The following is a 20371-nucleotide window of genomic DNA, read 5'->3' as shown; positions in this document are numbered from 1 at the left end:
AAAAGGCGGCAAATATGCCGCCTTTTCTTTAGATGCCGATCAATGGCTGCACGAGCCGCATAAGCCAGCTCTGGAATTTGAGCGGTGCGTCAGTCACCGCAAGACAGATGCAATCGCCATCCGGTGAGGCAATCGGCTGATGCACGAGATCAGCATCCGCTTCCTCAATATCACCGCGCGCAAAAAGCCCGGTTCCATCATAGAAACTACCGCTCAACACCAATGTCAGTTCGCGACCGCCATGCCCATGTTCTGGCACCGGCTTCCCCGCTGGAATTCGCAAAAGGCGAACCTGCGTTTCGCTGTCGCCTGTCTCGATTGGCACCTGATAGGCACCCCGGCCAAGCGATTTCCATTTCAGGTCCGGCAAATCGCCACCGACATAGGATCGCAGCGGTTCCGGTATCACGGCAGGCTGCTTTATCTCGAAGCGCGGTGCCGAATGTTCCATTGATTGCTGTGTCTTCTGCAACCTGTCCTTGAAACTATCCCATGTGGATGCTTCGAGTTTCTGTGGCTCAACCGCGTCAAGAAGCTGCCCGCCAATCTGTTCAAACTGCTTGAGCCTTGAACGGCAGGCCGGGCAGAGCGCAATATGAGTGGCGACCGCGATACTCCAACCCTCGGCCAACGTGCCTGCAGCATAGCTTGAAAGGAGTTCGTCGCTCAGATGATGCTTGATATCCATCAGTGCGCTCCCGAATTATCGAGCGCAGCGCGCAATTTGTTGAATGCCAGCCGCAGGCGGGATTTAACCGTGCCAAGCGGGAGGTTCAGCTTCTTTGCGATGGCGCTATGCGTGCTTTCCTCGAAATAAGCGAGTTCAAGCAAGGTGGATTGCTCCTTCGGCAAGTCAGCCATTGCCGCGCGCAACTGGCTGGCGGATTGCCGTTCGGCAATCCTCAAGTCAGCGGGCTGTTCCGCATCGGGCACAAAGGCCGGATCGGTTGGGTCGAACTCCGGGCGCCGGGCGCGTCGCACTGCATCGATGCGCTGGTTTCGTGCGATGGTGAAAATCCAGGTCGACAAGGCTCCTTTGGCAACATCGAACTGATCTGCCTTGTTCCAGACTGCAATCATGGTCTCTTGCATTAATTCTTCCGCTGTTTGCGTATCAGCAGACAGTTTGGCCATATAAGTCTTCACCCGGGGTGCGAAATGCTTGAAAATCACCTCGAAAGCGTCCACGTCGCGTCGGGAACTGACCGCCAGCATCAATTCCTCCATTGAGGGCTGATCTTCAGGTGCGGTCTGTCCATTCATCCGTATTAAACCCCATCCGCTCAGATGTAGCGAAGCCAGAACCTGTAAATTATGCTGAGCTTCCATGTGCCACTGTTGCGAGAGGAACGAAACTTTTGTGTTCATCAGGATTATACGCAAACAGATTTAATCTGGATCACACCAGATTTCAAATGTAGGGCGTCATCGCAAGCAGCACTCTCGAACTCTGACCTTTTAGCAATAAATCACGCATCAGCTCAGTGAATTCATAGCAGCTCAGCAAGCTCCTATTTTGCTCGCGATCTTATGGCTCACCAAACGCTTTCTCGTAATTGATCTCAAACGTGCGAAAGCTGTCAATCGCGGCTTCGAAGCACCGTTCTTCATCTTTTTTGTCGAGCGACATGGTTTGAAGCAAAGCAACAGTCTTCTTCCAACCGGCCAGGTTTCCGACCTGCTTTGCCAGGTGTCGCGCACCGTACCCGGCGCCGAGACCAAGCAATCGCGCCTTGTGGATGAGCACTGTTGCCCCCAAAGCGGAACCTTCAAGCACGTATAGCGTACCAATCGCTGAAGGCAGATCAACAGGCGCCCCTGCGTCGAACTGCAATTCCGACTTCTTCGGTTCTTCCCCGTCCGACAGATCCGCATAATCCATTTGAAGTTCAGATTGAATTTTATGATTGTCCCAATCTGAGAATACTCGTCTCAGGTCACTGACATCCAGCAATGTTTCCAACGCCACTCTGCTACGCCAGGTGGCTTCCAGATATTTCCTGTAGGCGTCCAACGAAATGAACATACCATAAAACGAATCAAGCCTGTCAATCCGTTCGTGGTAGGGAGCGGTAGCCGCCTTCAAATCCCAACGACGTTGCAGGACGGTGCGTTGATTCATTAGCAAAATTTTCCATAATTCGTTACACGGGCCAAGACTAAATATTATCTTTATGAATAAATTCCATGCATTACTGCATCGTAATGCTCTTCGATTTCCTGTGTGCACTTGCACGATTTGCGCTTCAAAGCGCTCTTGTCCTTAATGATAAATAACCCGCGCCTGGTGACAATGATGCCCTCATTGCGCAATTGACCGACAATGCGCGTTACAAATGTCCTGCCAACTCCAAGCATTTCCGACAACTGATCGTGCGTCATTTCAAACTGATCTGTGCCAGTTCGTTCTGCCGCTGACAGCAGCCATTTGGCGGTTCGCTGTGTTATCGTATGGGTCGCGTTACACGCAGCTGTTTGAAATACCTGTGCCATCAGGCAATCGGAATAGCGCGCAAACCAGTGCCGAAGCGAGATGGAATCCAGCTTCAACTGTTCGAGTGCAGCCGTTTTGATCCTGATAAAACTTCCCGAGTTACGAACGATGGCAGTGGCATAGGCGGGTAAACTGCCGTTCGACACAATACCTCCTACAGCCCCTTCCCTCCCGATCAACGCAATCTCGACAGCGCTGTTGTCTTCGTCGACCCAGCGCTGAAAACTCGCCAACGCGGATCCGCACGGAAACCAAGTGTGAACAACATCGTCTCCGGCCTTCTGCAAAACAGCCTCCGCCTCAAGTTCGTAGAAGACCGTATGGGGCAGCAGCTTTTGTCGGTCTTCCTCATTGAGCATCATCAGAAGCAAATTGCCCGACATCTCGTGGGTCGATGTTAAATTCATACAGTCGAGTTCCTCTTTTCGCGGCCGTTGTGTCCAATAGTGGACGGACGATCCTTTCGGTCTATGTTACTTTTAGACGCAATTAACCTAACCCATTGAAAAGACGGGTTTGTTTTCATGCTCCATCGTTGATAATACCATCTCAACGGATATTTTCGTTTGTCAGCGGTCACAACGTCTAGCCGTTTTCAGCTCTCAGATAGTTTAGCAATCCTGCAAAAGGTGCGCTCACGAACGGTTAAGTCCGGAAAGTTCTGCCGCAATGGATATGTCCGAACCTGTTAATCTCACCAATTGTGATCTCGAACCAATCCACATTCCTGGTTCGATCCAACCGCACGGCGCAATGCTCGTTATGGATCAGTCTGGCCAAAATTTCCTTTTTGCTTCTGCTAATATTCCATGCATAACGGGCTATCGAGGGGATTTGATCCCTGGCACCGACATTTCTTTGATTGTTGGCGAGAAAAATGCGCATGATTTCCGTAACGCCGCGGCCAAAGCGAGAGAGCCGGGCTTATCCTCAGTGGTACTTGGGCTTCGCTTTCCAGGCAAATCCACGCTTTTTGACGCTGTGATCCACACGCATCTGGGAAAGACTTTTGTCGAAATAGAGCCCTGCGCGGATCGAGGGCAAAGTGCCCGGCAGGCACTTGATCTCACGCGTAGCGTCATCCATCGCATTGGTCGCGAGGAAACAGTAGAGAGGGTCGCTGCAACGGGCGCGCGCCTCGTCAAGGCCATGCTGGGTTACGACCGTGTGATGATCTATCAATTTCTCCATAACGGAGCAGGTCGCGTCATTGCGGAGGCAAAATCACCCGCGCTTGGCAGCTTCATGGGACAGCATTTTCCTGCATCGGATATACCCCTCCAGGCTCGACGTCTCTATCTTGTCAATACAATCAGGATGATTTCCGACACATCCTATCAGCCCGTTGCACTTTGTCCCTCACTTGCAGCAGACGAACCTGCTGTCGACATGTCCTTTGCGCAGTTGCGCAGTGTTTCCCCGATCCACTGCCAATACCTGCAGAATATGGGTGTCTCCGCGTCATTGTCGATTTCGATTGTTGTTGATGGTGAACTATGGGGCCTGATTTCCTGTCATCACGACAGTCAGAAAGTCACCCCTCTTCCTCTGCGCATAGGAGCTGAACTGTTCGGGCAGTATTTTTCGCTACATATAGCCGATTGTGACAGACGAAAAACACTGCAGATCACAGCAGACGCACGAACCAAGCTCGACACTATTGTGTCGCAACTGAGTATCGGTGATGAAATTCGCGACAGTCTGGGGGAACAACTCAGCCGGTTTCCCGAATTGGTTGCAGGCAACGGGGCTGCATTGTTGATGAACGGGCAGTGGCTTCAACGTGGCGATACGCTCAACGAACATCAAACGCGCCAACTACTCAAAGTTGCAGGCGATGAATCTCCACGCGAGCTTTGGGCAAGCCAGGAAATCAGAACCCACTTGGCCGACTACGCCGGAAGCGTTGCAGGCATGCTCGCAATTCCACTTTCCATGGCGTTCAGTGATTATCTTGTACTGTTCCGCAATGAGGAGGCCCACGCCATCGAATGGGCGGGAGAGCCGGTGAAGACTACTGTCGAAACACCTTTCGGTACCCGATTAACGCCCAGAGGCAGCTTCTATACCTGGCGGGAAGAAGTTCGTGGGCGTTCAACGCCCTGGACCACTACAGATCTCTCAGTAGCGCAGTCGATTGGCACTTACTTACGCGACGTCATCCTTCGGCAAAATGAACTGTCTGAACAGGAAAGAGCGAAAACTGAACAGCGACGTCGGGTTTTGAACGCCGAACTCAATCATCGCGTTAAGAACATTCTTTCTCTGGTCAAGTCGATTGCGCTTCAGACGGGAGCCAACGCTGCGAATGTTGCTGACTACGCTCAAACGCTTGAAGGGCGATTACGCGCACTCGCATCAGCTCACGACCAGTCTTTGGACGGCGAAAACGGCGGTTCGCTAGCAAGTTTGCTCAAAACCGAAGTCAATCTTTATATTGACACACCCGGTCGCATAACTCTGGAAGGTCCACCGGTCCATCTCGATCAAAGAGCATTTGGCGTTATCGCCATGGTCTTCCACGAAATGATGACAAATGCTGCGAAATATGGCGCGCTTTCGGTTCCGAATGGACGCCTGAAAATCAGGTGGAAACTGGTAGCATCCGGTGATTGCGAAGTATTCTGGAACGAAGCCAATGGGCCATCCGTTACGTGGCCGTCACGAACGGGATTCGGTAGCAAGCTGATAAGAAATTCTTTCGAATACGACCTCCGGGGAAAAGTCAAAATCGAATACCACCGGGATGGGCTTCAGGCGCAGTTTTCTGTTCCATCTGTATATGTGACGCAATTAAACGACGAGTTGATCACGGCAGATATTCCAAAAGACATTGTCGAGAAAACCCACATCAATGGAATGAAGATTCTGGTTGTCGAAGATCAGAGCCTGATTGCCCTTGATATGGAAAACACCTTACGAAAATTGGGCGCCGAGCATATTCATCTTGCCTCGAGTGCGCCTGAGGCATTCGAGATGATTGAACGTTCCAAACCCAATCTTGCAATTCTCGATTTTAATCTGGGAGACCGTACTTCGGAAAATATCGCCGAATTGCTTCTAAAGCTGAAAATCCCTTTTCTTTTTACGACAGGCTATAGCGACAGGGTGCTCATCCCCGAAAAGCTTCGCGACGTAACCATCGTGCGCAAGCCCATAAGCAATTCAGCAGTCGCAGCGGCCATCAACTCCGTTCTTGGATAGAATATCCTAGCGGTTTTGCGGGTTGAAAGCGTCTGAGGCGTTCACGTCTGATTGCCAATTCTTCCATTAGATTGCCAGTCAGAAGTGTGAGAATGCCGAGCCTCCTCATAACAACTTACGATAGCCACGCATGTAAATCAGAGTGACAACCCAAGTGTTGAAATTAGCACCATTTGGTGATAAGTTAACTCAACTGCAGGAGGTAGTTTTATGCGTTCAACCATTAATCTTGATGATAATCTCTTGGAAAAAGCCAGATCCCTGACGGGCACAAAGGAGACAGCCGCTTTGGTCCGCCAAGCGTTAGAAGCACTCGTGCGCGTCGAGACTGGTAAACGGCTTATCGCTCTTGGAGGTACCATGCCGGACGCTGAAGCCGCCCCCCGCCGTCGGAGCTCAGTGAATAAGTGATACTAGCAGATACTTCCATTTGGATTGATCATTTCCGCCGAGGTGATAACGATCTTGTAAAAATTATTGGTAACGATCTTCTGCTTTGCCATCCGGCAGTTATTGGCGAACTTGCTTTGGGCAGCCTACGCGACAGGACCGCTGTGTTAACTTTTCTCCGCGCACAGCGTGAGACTATCGTAGCAACCCACGACGAGGTTATGACTCTCATTGAGAGGCATAGCGTTTTTAGCATGGGTATTGGCTACACGGATGCTCACTTGCTCGCTTCTGTCCTACTTGATCAGCGCACATCCCTTTGGACTCGAGACAAGCGGCTCAAGCTAGCGGCCCTCAAAGCTGGCGCTGCTCTTTATGAGCCCTTTCACAGTTAAAAAGAGTATAACGCCATCCGCATGATCGGCCGTTTTGATGATCTCGAACGGGTGACACGGTCTTGAATGGGCCGGAAGCAGAAAGTCCGGTACGGCCAAAAAATGTGCTGAAGTGGGCATAATGAGCTGTCGGCACAACCACCTGATTGCCAGTCAAAATGACGGAACCTTGCGGTATCTGGCTGAACTATCAATACATGATGAACGCCAGGCCAGCGACCACGAACAAGGCCCCTAACCAAGCTCCGGCTGCGGGACGTTGTCCAGTTCGCAGCCACAATAGTGGAAGGATGATGACTGGCGTCGTCGCGGAAATCGTTGAGACCACACCTGTTTCCCCACCCGACAAGGCAAAGAGCAGCAGCGTCATTCCCATAGCAAGCGACAGAAGGCCTGAGAGCGCTGTGAGGCAAGTCACCCGCCACGTCAGGGGGGTGCGTGGACGAAAGGCTGCGACGGGAAACATCGAGACGAAGCTGAGGCAGCAGGCCGCCGTTCCGACACGCAGCAGCGAGGCCAGAAACGGATCGATACCGGTTGCCATAACCGGCCGCACGATGATTGATCCGACTGCTTGCCCAAGTGCGGCAAGCAAACCGAACAATAACCCGACAATCAGGGAGCCTTTTACCGTCTCCCAAGGATGAAGCTGCGTTCGACGGTTGTTGAAGAATATCGCCAGACAAACACCCAGAATGGTGAGGGTAATGCCGGCTACAACAGAAGTCGTGAGTTTTTCACCAAGCACGACCCACCCCAGAACTGCGGCAATGGGAGCATTCATTGCAAATAGAATTCCGGATCGGCGTGGCCCTAGCCGGTTCAAGGTCACGAAGAGGATCGTGTCACCCAGGAAGATTCCGATCAAGCCAGACAGGATGAGCGGAAAAGCATTGCCAGAATGGATCTGTTGCCACGTTCCGGTTGCTATCACATAGACAATAAGCAGGCAGCTTACAAAGATCTGGCGCACCTGATTGAAGGTCAGTGCGCCCAAATGGCCAGCAGGTCCAGCCGAGATGAGGCCCGTGAGCGCCCAGCAGATAGCAGCCCCCAGTGCCGCCAGCTCATAAATAGGCATGAAGCCCCTCAGCAAATCCGTGAATTACGACTTAGAATCGGGAAACAAAAAACCTTCCCCAACTCGTCGCTTCTCCTATCTGACCTTCGATATACTGGCAATGCTATGCTATCCGGCGGCATAATTCCTCAATGCTTCCCCCAGACGCGCGATACCCGGTTCGATGTTCCCCAGCGGTACCGAGGAAAAGCTGACCCGTGCATGATTGATCTCGGGATCCTTCGCATAAAACGGGTCGCCCGGAACATAGCCAACCTCGAATTTCGGGATTGCGCAGTCGATCAGAAACTTTCGTGCATCAAAACCGTCAGGGAACGTCAGCCAAGTGAACAGACCACCGGCAGGATCGGTGAAACGAATGCCCTGAGGCAGTTCGTTACGCAGTGCATCAAGCATGACATCCTTTTTGTGCCTATAGTATTGCCTGATGGTTCCGATGTGCTTCTCCAGATCATAGGTTTCCAGGAGATTGGAAATTGCGGTCATATTCAAGGTGCTGCACTGGGTATCGGCGCCAAGCTTGAGTAGCGTGAGTTTATGAATGATCTCTTCGGAAGCGACAGTCCAGCCGAGCCGCAGTCCAGGGGATAATATCTTCGAGAAGCTGCCGAGATAAATGACGCGTCCCTCCTCATCCAGACTTTTCAACGGGACCGGCGGTGGCGCATCGAAATGCACCTCGCGATAAGGTGAGTCCTCCAAAATAACCAGTCCGTATTTGTTCGCGAGCCGGATCAGGGCCTTTCTCCGTTCCAGGCTCATGGTGACGCCAGTCGGGTTGTGATAATCCGGGATTGTATAAAGCAGCTTTGCACGAGGCTGGCACATCAAAAGGGCTTCCAAAGCGTCCGTGTCGAGGCCGTCATCATCCACCGGAACGGTTTCGTATTGCGGTTCGCAAGCCGCGAACGCACCAAGCGCGCCGAGAAATGTCGGGGCCTCAGTAATGATGACATCGCCCTTGTCGATCAGCAGACGTGCCACAAGGTCGAGCCCCTGCTGTGCGCCCTGCAGGATAAGGACGTTGTCCATTGTGCAATGGATGTGTTCCTGTTTCATGCGGTCCGCGATCTGCTGGCGCAGCTTGGGCAAACCGACAGAAAAAGAGTACTGCAGCGCCTCACGGCCAGAATTTACTATCGCCGCATCGAAGGCGGTCTTGATCGCGTCGAACGGAAAAACGTCCCCATCGGGATATCCCCCACCGAAGAAAATCATCTCGGGATTTGTATTCAAGCTGCGGATAGCCGACGGCTTGATGCCGTCCATACGGGATGCATACTGAATATTCATTTGGCTTGTCTCTGGTCTGGAGAAAGGCGCAGACGGGGTCAGGATTTCGCTGGCAAGGCGAGAAGAACCGGCAGGTGTCGAGCATCGGGAGCCATGTCGAGGTTCATGACGAAATCACAAAGCGCGCGGCAACGTTCCCCTGGCAAAACACGCCCGGCAAGCGTCTCGAACTTGGCTATGACCGCAGCGTCGCTCATCGGATTGGCCATGCCTCCCAGTGGAAACTCGACCGTTTCGCTGAACATGCGACCATCGTGCAGCGTCACCGCGATTGCAGGTTCTGTATTGGCAGCCATTGCGGTATCAATTCCGACATTGGTGAGTGCAAGCCACTGCTCTATCGCTGGAGCAGACCATGCCTCCCGTTCAAGCTCATCAAGCCCGACCTTGCCATATTGGAGCCGCGCAGCAACGGCATAAGCCAGACTCATTTGCGCGTCAGCGCGGCTGCTGATGATCTTGCCGCCGCACATGCCTGCCTGAAACGCGCTCATTGCCACATCAATACGAGCGATATCCTGCGGTGCAATACCGCGTTCGGTCAAAATCTTATCGATAGCATCGATAGCCGAATGGGTGCCGCGGCATGTTGCATAGGGCTTTATGGAGCAACGGTTGACACGCCAGAACTGTCCAAAATCAGCATTGAGCAGATCCGGCCTGGCTTCGCCGCGACAGAAGGTCGTAAAGAAATTACCCCAACCTGCGGCGTCCAGTACCGAAAGCGGACCATCGAACCCGGAGGCTGCGAGCTTTGCGGCGACGAAGCCGCCTTCTGCAGCGCGGCCAGCATGCAGCTTCTTGGTCTGGCTACCATCATGAATGAACGCCCACGTACCGCCCGCATATGAACTGGCGACACCCAGCGCCGAGGCGTGCCGGTCGGCATCCAGACCGAAAAGTACACTCGCGGCAGCCGCGGCAGCGAAAGCCCCGCAAGTGCCGGTCGAATGCCAGCCCAGCTCGTTATGGGTTTCGTAGCCGCCGCTGGCTTCCAACATTCGCCGCCCGACTTCGTATCCGGCGAGAACCGCGGTCAGAAAATCCTGCCCTGTGACTGTGCCGCGAACCTCGCCCAATGCTGCGATTACCGCAGGCATCACGACAGCGCCCGAATGGTCGCAACCACCGCTGTCATCGAGTTCAAACGCGTGTGCCGAGACACCGTTGACGAAGCTCGCGGTGCGGCTGTCGAGCATCATCGTCGTGCCCCAGACCGACGCTGGACAGGTTCCACCGCCATGAACCAGACCAAAGGCTTGCAGCACCGTCTGGGCCTCAAGAGAGGTAATGCCTGCGATCGCCGCCCCAAGCGTATCGAGGATATGGATTTTTGCCTTATGAATCGTCGCTGCCGGAAAGTCGGCAAAGCGCATAGCCGCGACATTCCGCGCCAGCGTCATGGACGGATGGTCAGTCACGGCCCTGTTCCTTACGATAATGTTCGAAGATATTTAGAGGATGCTGGGTTTCGAGCGGTCCTGCCTGCTCTGCTGTCCAAGCGGCAATCTCGCCGCCGGTGGCAAGCCATACATCGTCATGTTGAAGTATGTGTTGCAGAAGCTGTTCGAGGATGAAAATACGTCCCGGTGTTCCGATCATTTCGGGCCGTACTTGCAGCACATAACAGCGTCCATATTGGCGGTAAGCGTCGAATTCCGCCTTCCAGTTGTGCAGCACGCCCTCATAGGAGGCGATGCGACCCAGCCCTTTGGGAAAAGCGGGGGCGAAATTGAACTGGAAATAAGGCCGATCCTCTAGTTCGACATGAACCGGAATCTCAACCAGAGACGAAGGATGGACATAAGGCGCGTCGTCACCGTTGAGCGAAGCTGACCAGTCGAAACCTGCCTCTTTAAGCACTAAGTCGAAATGGCGCGGCCACAAACCTCGCGGCAGGCGGAAGCCGTTCGGACGCCGTCCTGTCACCTCAGCGAGTATGTCAGCAGAACGCAAAAGAACATTCTTTTGCGCATCATGTCCGAGCATGGAAAAATCCTCGAATGCCACACCGCGCGCTGCAATTTCATGACCGGCTCCGGCCACAGTCGCCACGGCATCGCGATGCTTCATCGCAACCTCTCCCGGAACGAACCATGTGGTCTTCACACCGAGATTGTCGAAAAGCGCGCACAGGCGATCAACACCGCGCGCCGCGCCATATTCCCAGACAGAAAAACTCTTGGCCCGTTCTGCCAGATCGGGCGCGCGGGCAATGGCGTCAAGACCGTCATCGAACAGTACGGTAACCGCTACGGCACAACGCTTGCCATGCGGCCATAGGAAGGTCGGGATCATCTTGTTTCTCCTTCACCGCATGACGCATTCTGGTCTATCCACCATTGAGCGATCTCTCGACCGCGCGCGACCCAGACATCGTCGTGAGCGCGGATCGCCTCGAACAGCCCCTTCAGAATGCTGAGCCTGCCCAGTTTTGCCGAGACTTTTGGATGCAGGATTGTCGTCCAGCACAGGCCATCACGGCGAAAGCCCTCGAACTCGGCACGCCAGTTAGCTTCCACAGTGCGGAAATCCGCTATGCGGTCTTGACCGGTTGGAAAATCAGGCTCTTCGAAATAGGCAAGCGCCGTGTAGTCGTCGATATCCCAGCGGCCCGGAATCTCCACCAATCCCGGTTTGCCGTCCGGAACAGAATGGAAATAAGGCCGATCGTCGCCTCGCATCGAGCTGGAATAAAGAACGCCGAATTCCTTGAGGATCGTTGCGGTATGCGGGCTCCAATCGCCGGAGGGCGTGCGAAATCCAACCGGCTTGATGCCGAGACGGCTTTCAAAAACCTGAGCGGAACGCTGCATGATAGCGAGCTGTTCTGCAGGCGTCCGGTCGATAAACACTTCGTGGTAATGGCCATGATAAGCTATCTCGTGACCGGCTTTCAGGATAGCCTCACAGCGCTCGGGCCACTGTTCCACTACCCATGTGGGGGTGAAGAAAGTGGCAACCAGATCATATTCGGCCAACAGATCCAGCAGGCGCGGCAACGCACGCCACGGCCCGTAAGAGCCTTCGGTAAAGTAGCGCAGATTGTCGAGCAGGCTGCCATCGAGCATAGCGCCACCGGTCGGACCATCCAGATCGAAGGCAAGCGCCACCGCCGAACGCTTGCCGGACGGCCACTTCGGCGAGCCGGGACAACGTCCCCCAACACCTAAATCTTCCACCTTCACCTCCGCCATTTTAGCAAATTTTCACCGGGCGGTGCCGCGTTGAAGCGGAACCGCCTTGTCATTTTATTGCTGCTGATATTATGCAGGCCGGTTACAATCCCGACTGCTATTTTACCGGCTCTTCATTGATCTTGACCGTCTTGACACCGGCAGACTGCAGTTCCCATTTCTTGAGAACAGCGTCATAGGAACCATCGGCAATCATGTCCTTGAGCGCCTTGGCAATGAGATCGCGCAGTTGCTCGTCCTTCTTGCTGATGGCAATCCCCTGATGCACGGTCGTGAATGGCTCGCCGACGATGGTGTAAGTGTCCGGCTCCAGATTCAGAAGATATGGGAGCGTTTCACTTCCCTGCACGGCTGCGTCGAGACGTTTCTGGCGTAGCTGGGTACGGGCATCGGCCGACCCTTCCGTGCCAACGATCTTCAGGGCTGGCTTGCCGTTCTTTTCACAAGTTTCCTTGCTCCAGGCTTCCATTTCCTTCGGGAATGAAGTGCGTCGACTGGCTCCAACTGTCTTGCCGCAGAAATCTGCTGGTGTTTTGTATTGTTCCGCCCGGTCAGCGGTGGTGTAGAACTGGGCACCCGAAGCGAGGTAATCAACGAAATCCAGTGTTTCCCGGCGTCCCGGCATATCTGTCATGCCGGAGATGATCATATCTGCACGCCCGGTATTGAGCGCGCTGACCAACTGCTCGAAGCTGATCTCTTCCCATTTGACGGCGACACCAAGTTTTGCACCGATGGCATTGCCCAGATCGATATCAAGACCCGTCAAGGTACCCGTTTTCGGATCCTTGAATTCGAGTGGCGGATAGTTCGGGACATTGGCGATAACGATTTCTTTCTTTGCCGCAATTCGCTCCGGCAGTTCCTGTCCCGTCGCGGCGTGGCTTGCTGCCATCAAGGCGAGAACGGAAAGTGCAAGCTTGCTCTTGATCATGTCCTTATCCCCTGTTGTGTAAGTCCGGTGTTACTTCTTGTGTACGGCTTTGATGAAGTTCTGCGTTCGCGTCTGCTGCGGATTTGTAAGAACCTGTTCAGGCGAACCAATTTCGATGATTTCGCCCTGATCCATGAAGGCGACACGGTCAGCAACTTCACGGGCAAAGCCAAGCTCGTGGGTTACGACGATCATCGTCATCCCGCTTTGTGCCAGATCGCTCATGACACGCAGAACTTCCCCGACCAGTTCCGGATCGAGTGCCGAAGTCGGCTCGTCGAACAGCAGCAGCGTCGGTTGCATGGCAAGCGCGCGGGCGATGGCGACACGCTGTTGCTGTCCACCCGACAACTGGGCCGGATAAGCGTCACGCTTGTCGTAAAGCCCAACCCGTTCGAGAAGTGCATGAGCGCTTTTTCTGGCAACGTCTGGTTTCTCCCGCAGCACCTGTATCGGACCCTCGACGATGTTCTCAGTCACCGTCAGGTGCGGGAAAAGGTTGAAGCGCTGAAACACCATGCCTATCGAGCGCCGTTGGCGGGCAACCTCCGCATCGCTCAGTTCATGCAGGTGATTGCCTTCGCGACGATAGCCGATCAACTCGCCGCCAACCCAGATCGCGCCACCATTCATCTGTTCGAGCTGATTTATGCAGCGCAGGAACGTGCTCTTGCCGGAACCCGACGGGCCAATAATGCAGAGAACTTCGCCCTTGGCGATCTGGAGGCTTACGCCTTTCAGGACTTCGAGCGTCCCGAATTTCTTGCGCACATCTGCGGCCACGACCAGTGGCCCCTGAGACGAGAGATTTTGCTTTGCGACGTCAGTTGAAACAGTATTTGCCATGTCCATTACCTCCGTCACTTCGATTCACCCGGCGACATGACGCCCTTTGAGAAGTATTTTTCGATACGCCCCTGGATGAGACTGAGTATGGTCACGACGATCAGGTACCAGAACGCAGCAACGATCAGGAGTTCTACGACGCGGGAATTTGCGTAGTAGATGTTCTGTGCGCTGTGCAGGATTTCCGCATACTGGATCACACTTGCGAGCGAGGTGAGCTTCACCATGCCAATGAATTCATTGCCGACCGGCGGCACGATGACACGCATGGCTTGTGGCATGATGATCCGGCGCAGCAATTTCAGGCGTGTCATGCCGATGGTCTGGGCGGCTTCGTACTGGCCCTTGTCCACGGAGAGCAGCCCGGCACGGACGACTTCAGCGGTAAATGCGCCTTGCTGGATGCCAAGACCGAGGAGCGTGGCCACAAAAGGCGTCATGATTTCAACGGTCGAGACCGAAAAGACGCCCGGTATGCCCATAGTAGGGAAAACCAGTGCCAGATTGAACCACAACAGCAGTTGCAGAAGTGCCGGAACCGCCCGGAAGAACCATACATAGCCGATGGAGACATAGGAAAGTACCGGATTGTCCGACAGGCGCATCACGGCAAACACGATCCCGAGTGCTATGCCCAGCGCCATGGCCAGAACCGACATGATGATGGTGTTCAACAGCCCGGTCATGATGGCCGGAACGGTGAGGAATTCTCCCACATAGTTCCATTCAATCTGTCCGACGGCAAATGCATGGATGATTGCGGCAAGCGCGAGAACCACGACCGCAGCCGCGACAAGACGGCCATAATGGCGTCGCGGTACGTGTACCAGATGGCTGATTTGATAAACGTTATCAGTCATTGTTGTTTAACCTTTCGCATTCCGGTCGGCGTCGCCTCTGACCCTGAGAACGATCTTCCCGACATGCTCGCCGCTTTCCATGTAGCTGTGCGCACCTGCTGCATCCGAAAGAGGAAACTCCTGATCGATCAGGGGGCGGATACGCCCGGTTTCGACATCGGGCCAGAAATCCTTGAGGACGCCTGACACGATACGCGCCTTATCCTCGACAGGACGGTCTCGCAATGATGTGGTGAAGAGCGAACCGCGCTTGCCCATCATTTTGCCCAGATGAATGTTGGCTTCACGGCCTCCCTGAAGGCCGATCATGACGATACGCCCGTCATGAGCCATCGCGTCGATGTTCCGGTCGAGATAGAGGCCGCCCATATTGTCGAGAATAATATCCGCGCCACGGCCGCTGGTTTCGTCCATGATAACCGAAACGAAGTCTTCGTTCCTGTAATCGATGGGACGGTCGGCACCAATACTTCGACAATATTCCATTTTTTCGTGACCGCCCGCTGTCGCAAAGATGCACGCGCCGCGCGCTCGCCCGGCCTGAATGGCAAAACTACCGATACCTCCCGCCCCTCCATGCACAAGAAGCATATCTCCCGGCGCGAACCGGGCGATATCGATAATGTTGGACCAGACCGTGCAAGCCGCTTCCGGCAAAGCCGCCGCCGTGATCAGGTCGATATTCGCGGGAACCGGAAGCACAAGGCTTGCCGGCACGCAGACCAGATCCGCATAACCTCCGCCGTTGATCAGAGCGCAAACTCTATCGCCGATATTCCACCCTTTGACGTCGGATGCCATGTCCACGATGGTACCAGAGCATTCAATGCCGAGAATTGTCGGGAGCGAAATGCCCCCGCCATAAGTTCCCCGACGCTGCAACAGATCGGCATGATTGAGCGCGGTGGCATGCACCTCGATCATGACGCTTCCAGGTAAGAGCCTGGGCGCGGCAACCTGACCGAGTTTCAGGACATCCGGCCCCCCGGTGCGGACGAGTTCAACGGCACGCATGGTATCGACTGGAAGAGTTTGCGCCACTGACATGCTCATTTTCCTGCGTCGATCGCCACTTCGGCGACACCTTGGCGCTCAAGTCCATATTTTTTCAGAATCTGCTTGTATGTTCCATTCTTTATGAGCCCCTGAACCGCTTCGGCCACGCCATCGCGAAGGCCGGTTTCGTTCTTGTCGAAGGCGAGCCCGAACAGACTTTCCATCAAGGGATTGCCTGCCAGTGCATAGACGCCGGGCTCATCCTTCATCAGATATGCCACATATTCAGGCCCAAGCACCGCCGCATCGAGGCGACCCTGTTTCAGATCAAGACGTGTGGCGGTCGCTCCGGCAGTACCATTGACTGTAATGGCCGGTTTGCCAGTTCCGACACAATTGGCCTCGCTCCATTTCTGCGTTTCAGGAAAAAAGCTTGTCGTGCGCGGTGCCCCGACCTTCTTCCCGCATAGATCGCCCTCGCTCTTGATGTCGCCGCTTTTGGCAGCAAGTGTGAATGGTTGGGCGCCGGTGCGCAGATAATCGACGAAGGTGAGCTTGTCGCGACGCGATGGGTAATCGCTGATAGCTGTGCCGATCATGTCGATGCGCTTGCTGGTCAGCGACGTCATGAGCTGTTCAAAGCTCATTTCCTGCCATTCGACTTCGAGCTTCATCTCTTTGGCGAGGCTGTTGACGAGATCAACATTGAAACCGACACGTTCGTTGGTAGCCGGGTTCTTGTACCCCATCGGCGGATAGGTGGTCTCTATCCCGACGATGATTTTACCGGAGCTTTTGACGCGGTCGGGCAGATCGCCCCCGGCAGCCGAAGCGGCGCTCGCGCTGGCAACACACGCAATTGCGATACCGCAGCCGAGTGCTTTCAAGATATGCGTAGTCCCCATGACAGTTCTCCCATTTTGGTCTGATGCGTCCGGTGTGTTTCACCGATATTGATTGACGCGTGACGGATGGTCCGTCACGCCTTCTTGTTGTTCCCGAATGCGTTCAGTTCTGTTCCGCCCATTGGCGTTGTGACTGGAGGAGCTGCTGCAGCCGGTCAATCTGCTCTCCCACCCGTTCGGGCGCGGTGCCGCCATATCCCTTGCGGGCTGCAACAGCCGCTTCCGGGGAAAGATGCGTGAGGACATCGGCCTTCAGGCGCGTATCGACGGCGGGCAGATCATCAGACGACAGATCTTCCAGGCCGATTGCCTTTTCCTCACAGTAGCGCACCAGTGCACCGGTAATTTCATGTGCTTCGCTAAACGGAATACCCTGCCGGGAGAGCCAGTCGGCCACTTCCGTGGCAAGAGTGAAGCCCTCGAACGACTGTTTTCTCAACCGCTCATGATCGACTTTCATCGTCGCGATCATACCCGCCATCGCTGGCAGCACGAGTTCAAGTGTGTCGATCGCCTCGAAACATGCCCATTTGTCTTCGCTGAGATCACGGTTATAGGCGAAAGGCAGTCCCTTGAGGGCGATCAGCATGCCGTTCAGCGACGCGATCAGACGTGCAGAACGACCACGCGTCAGTTCCGCAATATCGGCATTCTTCTTCTGCGGCATGATGGACGAGCCGGTGGCGTAGCTGTCATCCAGCTCTATCCAATGAAACTGCTTGGACGACCACAGAAAGACCTCTTCTGCCAGGCGGGAAAGATTGACGCCGAGCATGGCGGTCACAAACAGAAATTCGGCGACATGATCGCGGCTGCCCACGGCATCAATCGAATTTTCACACGGTGCATCATAGCCTAGCTCGCTTGCCGACAGCTCCGGATGTAAGGCAATTGCCGACCCTGCAAGGGCGGCAGCCCCCAGCGGCGAGCGCCCTGCTCTCTTGTGCCAGTCGATAATCCGGCCAATATCGCGCGAAAATCCTTGTGCATGGGCCAGAAGCTGATGCCCGAACGTCACAGGCTGCGCAGGTTGAAGATGGGTAAAACCGGTTGCCAGTGTGTGCTGGTGTGCTTTTGCCTGGGCAACAAGTGCATCCTGGAGTGAGGCGATGCTTGCGACAAGCGTGGGAGCGATCCGGCGCAGATGAAGCTTGAGATTGTTGGCCGCCTGATCGTTGCGCGAACGCCCGGCGCGCAGTTTTCCGCCAAGAGCACCGAGCCGGCTCGTTAGCACGCGTTCCAAAAAGGTGTGAACGTCTTCGTCATCTTCGGAAGGTTGCAGGCGGTTGGCCTGCCAGTCCTTGCCGATAGATTCCAGCGCGGTCGTGATTTGCTCAGTTTCGACTGCATCGAGGATGCCGGCGCGCTCCAGCTCATGGGCGTGGGCTATCGACGAGCGCAGGTCTTCCGGAACGAGCCTGAAATGGTTTTGGGGAGAACGCGACAGGCGTACGAGTTCGGGAGATGGAGGAGAGCGGAAACGGGCTCCCCAAAGCCTTACAGATTCATTCATGATTGTCCTCCTGACCGGTCGGATAGTTGCAAACGGTCGTTGACTGGACAATTGAATAGATTTCCGGGATGGTAGTCCAAAAAGGAATAGGGGAGCTGATTCAACGATGCGCCAGCATTTGCCAACAACGACGGGTCTTCGTGTATTAGCTGCTCTCGCACAACACGGAACGATTTCCGAAGCGGCAAAATTTCTCCACATGACGCAAAGTGCCGTGAGCAAGCAGCTCAAATCTGTGGAGAATCTGGTCGGCCTCGGACTCTTCTCGCGCACAAGCCAGGGTCTCATGCCGACCGAAGCCGGAACGGTTTACATTGAACAGGCACGTGTCGCTCTGGGCGCCCTTGAAACTGCCGCTGCTCGGGTCATGCACCTGCGCTCCAACAAGCCAACATTGCGACTGCACGTTTTGCCAATACTTGGCGACCGTTGGTTTATTCAGCGGTTCGTACAGTTTGCCGAAGCCCATCCAGACATAGACGTTCAGTTCAGTTCATTTGCACCTAGCGACACGGAAGACGAGGCAGATGTCGTTTTCCGTTTTGGTGAGGGGGAATGGCCCGGATGGCATATGGACTATTTTCTTGGTCGTGATGTCGTGCTGGTTGGTTCTCCGCATTGTATCGCGCGCCATGGCGGCATATCGGACCCCATGGATATCGGTAGCTTCCCAATGTTGGAGCACTTGAAAACGCCCCTTTACTGGAACGATTTCGCTATCGCGAACAACATCAGCGAATTTCGCCCCGAGCGAATTCTGAAACTTGGCTATTATTCTCTCGTCATTCGCGCGGCGATCGGCGGGCACGGTCTGGCGCTTATCCCGCGAAGCCTGATCCTTGACGAGCTCGAAAGCGGTCAGCTCGTCAATCCATTGAATTTGCGCTACGACAGCCGCAATTGTTACTGGCTAACGACCCATGCGGACCGCGACCGCAATCCGCAGCTTGAAGTATTCCGCAATTGGGCGCTGCGAGAAGCTGAGAAGACCGAAAACAGCGTACTAGAGCGCGTTTCGATCTGATTGAATCAGATCGGCGCTCTAACTTCTTCTATTTCAAGCATAATCTTGATCGTCCTCGTTTCACTCCGGTCGGATTATGCTCTAGCGCGAACGTCGTAGGATTTCCCATTGCCTGGCAGGGTTTGCAACTGGGGCAGTTAAATGGGTTTGCCCTCTGAAATAATGCGATTTCGCAGCAATCCGATCGCCTGTAGTGTGGTAGCATTGAGGACGCCTTCCCGACGATGGATAAAACCAATCTCGGTGGAATATTGGCGCCGTTCCTGATGAACTTTCCTTATCTGATGCCTGTCTTCAAAGGCCGCTGCAAAATGTCCGGGCAGGAAACCCAGATAATTTCCCGACAGGATAAGCGTTAGCACCGCTTCCAGTTGGAGAGCAGACGGACCGTCGCCGCTTTTATCCTTGAGTGTCGGAATGAAACGTCTGTCAACATAAAGATGCTCTACGCAGGGTGCGGCATCAACAGTCCTGCAGTCCAGTTCCTCATCCTGATTCGCAAAAAAGGGGTGTAAGTGCCCACAGTAAAGATAGGAAACTTCATTATACAGGGACGTATATTGCAGGTCTGGATTCCGGTGATAAATCGGTGTGATGCCGATATCGAAAATGTTTCCGCAAATCCCTTTTTCGATTTCTTCTGGCTTTGTTACAACCACGCTGACATGACAATTTCTGGCATCGAAATAGCTTATGAGCCATGGCAACGGAGAGTTTTCATCAGTAATGATGTTGTCGATAACTGCAATTCGAAGCAGTTCTTTCTTCTTCTTGATTTTACCAACATCATTCCGAAACTTCGCGATCGATAAAAACAGCTCCGTGCTTGCCCGGTAAATTTCACTACCGTCTGGCGTAAGCTCGAACTTCGAGCCGCCACGAATGCACAAGCGAATACCGAGTCTAATTTCCAGATCTGAGAGTTGTTTGCTGATTGTCGGCAGTCCCACGTTCAGCGCCTTGGCAGCCCCTTTCAATCCTCCATTGGCAACAATGGTTCTGAAAACTTTCAGTAAACGCACATCGAGATCGGTCATCGGCACTAGATTGGAACCACTATGGTTTGATGCTCATGAAACCTTCGTTTCCATCAATGATATCGCCCAATTGGGAGGATGTCTCTATCCTCTGGTGCCAAACGTAACATTCTTGGAGACGTGGCCAACAGTACAATTTCGTCGCTGCCGGCTTACTCAACCGGTGTTTCTCACTGGGAAAGCCAGTTATAACAAGGGGATG

The 20371-nt window shown here is 54.2% G+C and carries 20 protein-coding genes; 4 read left to right on the top strand and 16 right to left on the bottom strand.

All coding sequences use genetic code 11. The features are described 5' to 3' along the window. Nucleotides 1–28: 28 nt before the first annotated feature. The 4 genes from AC1RHM_RS07840 to AC1RHM_RS07825 form a co-directional block, all read right to left on the bottom strand. Complete coding sequence (locus tag AC1RHM_RS07840; protein ID WP_010660337.1) at nucleotides 29–688, bottom strand: ChrR family anti-sigma-E factor; 660 nt, start codon at nucleotides 686–688, stop codon at nucleotides 29–31. Further along, nucleotides 688–1263 (bottom strand): sigma-70 family RNA polymerase sigma factor, encoded by a 576-nt coding sequence (locus AC1RHM_RS07835; RefSeq protein WP_226622780.1) that lies wholly within the window; start codon nucleotides 1261–1263, stop codon nucleotides 688–690. The genes AC1RHM_RS07840 and AC1RHM_RS07835 overlap by 1 nt, the downstream gene beginning before the upstream one ends. 265 nt (nucleotides 1264–1528) lie before the next feature. Continuing rightward, the gene (locus AC1RHM_RS07830) at nucleotides 1529–2122 is read right to left on the bottom strand and encodes a biliverdin-producing heme oxygenase (protein ID WP_010660339.1); all 594 of its coding nucleotides are present in this window, start codon (nucleotides 2120–2122) and stop codon (nucleotides 1529–1531) included. Nucleotides 2123–2172: 50 nt separating this feature from the next. Further along, nucleotides 2173–2856: a Crp/Fnr family transcriptional regulator gene (locus AC1RHM_RS07825; protein WP_235693250.1), complete on the bottom strand. Its 684-nt coding sequence runs from the start codon at nucleotides 2854–2856 to the stop codon at nucleotides 2173–2175. 307 nt (nucleotides 2857–3163) lie between these two features. On the opposite strand from AC1RHM_RS07825, the gene AC1RHM_RS07820 reads away from it, so the two are divergent. From AC1RHM_RS07820 to AC1RHM_RS07810, 3 genes are all read left to right on the top strand, one after another. Further along, nucleotides 3164–5698 (top strand): HWE histidine kinase domain-containing protein, encoded by a 2535-nt coding sequence (locus tag AC1RHM_RS07820; protein ID WP_010660341.1) that lies wholly within the window; start codon nucleotides 3164–3166, stop codon nucleotides 5696–5698. A 210-nt stretch (nucleotides 5699–5908) separates the two neighbouring features. Beyond that, a complete protein-coding gene (locus AC1RHM_RS07815; protein WP_010660355.1) occupies nucleotides 5909–6109 on the top strand; it encodes a type II toxin-antitoxin system VapB family antitoxin in 201 nt (66 codons plus the stop codon). Further along, nucleotides 6106–6483: a type II toxin-antitoxin system VapC family toxin gene (locus AC1RHM_RS07810; RefSeq protein WP_010660356.1), complete on the top strand. Its 378-nt coding sequence runs from the start codon at nucleotides 6106–6108 to the stop codon at nucleotides 6481–6483. Before AC1RHM_RS07815 ends, AC1RHM_RS07810 begins: the two co-directional genes overlap by 4 nt. Before the next feature lie 190 nt (nucleotides 6484–6673). Here the strand turns inward: AC1RHM_RS07810 and AC1RHM_RS07805 are convergent, their stop codons facing one another. From AC1RHM_RS07805 to argH, 11 genes are all read right to left on the bottom strand, one after another. Next, complete coding sequence (locus AC1RHM_RS07805) at nucleotides 6674–7564, bottom strand: DMT family transporter (protein ID WP_151612519.1); 891 nt, start codon at nucleotides 7562–7564, stop codon at nucleotides 6674–6676. 108 nt (nucleotides 7565–7672) lie between these two features. Continuing rightward, nucleotides 7673–8857: an aminotransferase-like domain-containing protein gene (locus AC1RHM_RS07800; RefSeq protein WP_036596251.1), complete on the bottom strand. Its 1185-nt coding sequence runs from the start codon at nucleotides 8855–8857 to the stop codon at nucleotides 7673–7675. 38 nt (nucleotides 8858–8895) lie between these two features. After that, the gene (locus AC1RHM_RS07795; protein WP_226622746.1) at nucleotides 8896–10278 is read right to left on the bottom strand and encodes an MmgE/PrpD family protein; all 1383 of its coding nucleotides are present in this window, start codon (nucleotides 10276–10278) and stop codon (nucleotides 8896–8898) included. Next, nucleotides 10271–11155 (bottom strand): polysaccharide deacetylase family protein, encoded by an 885-nt coding sequence (locus tag AC1RHM_RS07790; protein ID WP_151612517.1) that lies wholly within the window; start codon nucleotides 11153–11155, stop codon nucleotides 10271–10273. The genes AC1RHM_RS07795 and AC1RHM_RS07790 overlap by 8 nt, the downstream gene beginning before the upstream one ends. Then, nucleotides 11152–12039, bottom strand: a complete 888-nt coding sequence (locus tag AC1RHM_RS07785) for a polysaccharide deacetylase family protein (RefSeq protein ID WP_226622747.1) — start codon at nucleotides 12037–12039, stop codon at nucleotides 11152–11154. Before AC1RHM_RS07785 ends, AC1RHM_RS07790 begins: the two co-directional genes overlap by 4 nt. Before the next feature lie 112 nt (nucleotides 12040–12151). Beyond that, complete coding sequence (locus AC1RHM_RS07780) at nucleotides 12152–12988, bottom strand: ABC transporter substrate-binding protein (RefSeq protein ID WP_113464104.1); 837 nt, start codon at nucleotides 12986–12988, stop codon at nucleotides 12152–12154. A 30-nt stretch (nucleotides 12989–13018) separates the two neighbouring features. Then, the gene (locus AC1RHM_RS07775; protein WP_166942472.1) at nucleotides 13019–13834 is read right to left on the bottom strand and encodes an amino acid ABC transporter ATP-binding protein; all 816 of its coding nucleotides are present in this window, start codon (nucleotides 13832–13834) and stop codon (nucleotides 13019–13021) included. Nucleotides 13835–13848: 14 nt separating this feature from the next. Next, the gene (locus tag AC1RHM_RS07770; protein ID WP_140019261.1) at nucleotides 13849–14694 is read right to left on the bottom strand and encodes an amino acid ABC transporter permease; all 846 of its coding nucleotides are present in this window, start codon (nucleotides 14692–14694) and stop codon (nucleotides 13849–13851) included. 6 nt (nucleotides 14695–14700) lie between these two features. Beyond that, the gene (locus AC1RHM_RS07765) at nucleotides 14701–15741 is read right to left on the bottom strand and encodes an NAD(P)H-quinone oxidoreductase (RefSeq protein ID WP_226622749.1); all 1041 of its coding nucleotides are present in this window, start codon (nucleotides 15739–15741) and stop codon (nucleotides 14701–14703) included. Nucleotides 15742–15743: 2 nt separating this feature from the next. Next, nucleotides 15744–16595 carry an ABC transporter substrate-binding protein gene (locus AC1RHM_RS07760; RefSeq protein WP_151612512.1) on the bottom strand — a complete coding sequence of 284 codons (852 nt, stop codon included), beginning with the start codon at nucleotides 16593–16595 and terminating at the stop codon, nucleotides 15744–15746. 103 nt (nucleotides 16596–16698) lie between these two features. Beyond that, nucleotides 16699–18108 (bottom strand): argininosuccinate lyase, encoded by a 1410-nt coding sequence (gene argH, locus AC1RHM_RS07755; protein ID WP_151612510.1) that lies wholly within the window; start codon nucleotides 18106–18108, stop codon nucleotides 16699–16701. A gap of 106 nt (nucleotides 18109–18214) precedes the next feature. Between argH and AC1RHM_RS07750 the strand changes: the two genes are divergently transcribed. Further along, nucleotides 18215–19132 (top strand): LysR substrate-binding domain-containing protein, encoded by a 918-nt coding sequence (locus tag AC1RHM_RS07750; protein WP_492332505.1) that lies wholly within the window; start codon nucleotides 18215–18217, stop codon nucleotides 19130–19132. Nucleotides 19133–19269: 137 nt separating this feature from the next. Here AC1RHM_RS07750 and AC1RHM_RS07745 read toward each other — a convergent pair whose 3' ends face one another. After that, nucleotides 19270–20169 carry a LysR family transcriptional regulator gene (locus tag AC1RHM_RS07745; RefSeq protein ID WP_151612506.1) on the bottom strand — a complete coding sequence of 300 codons (900 nt, stop codon included), beginning with the start codon at nucleotides 20167–20169 and terminating at the stop codon, nucleotides 19270–19272. Between the last annotated feature and the right edge of the window lie 202 nt (nucleotides 20170–20371).

Source organism: Brucella sp. GW823-FHT04E01, assembly GCF_058796175.1.
This window is presented reverse-complemented; position numbering and strand designations above follow the sequence as displayed.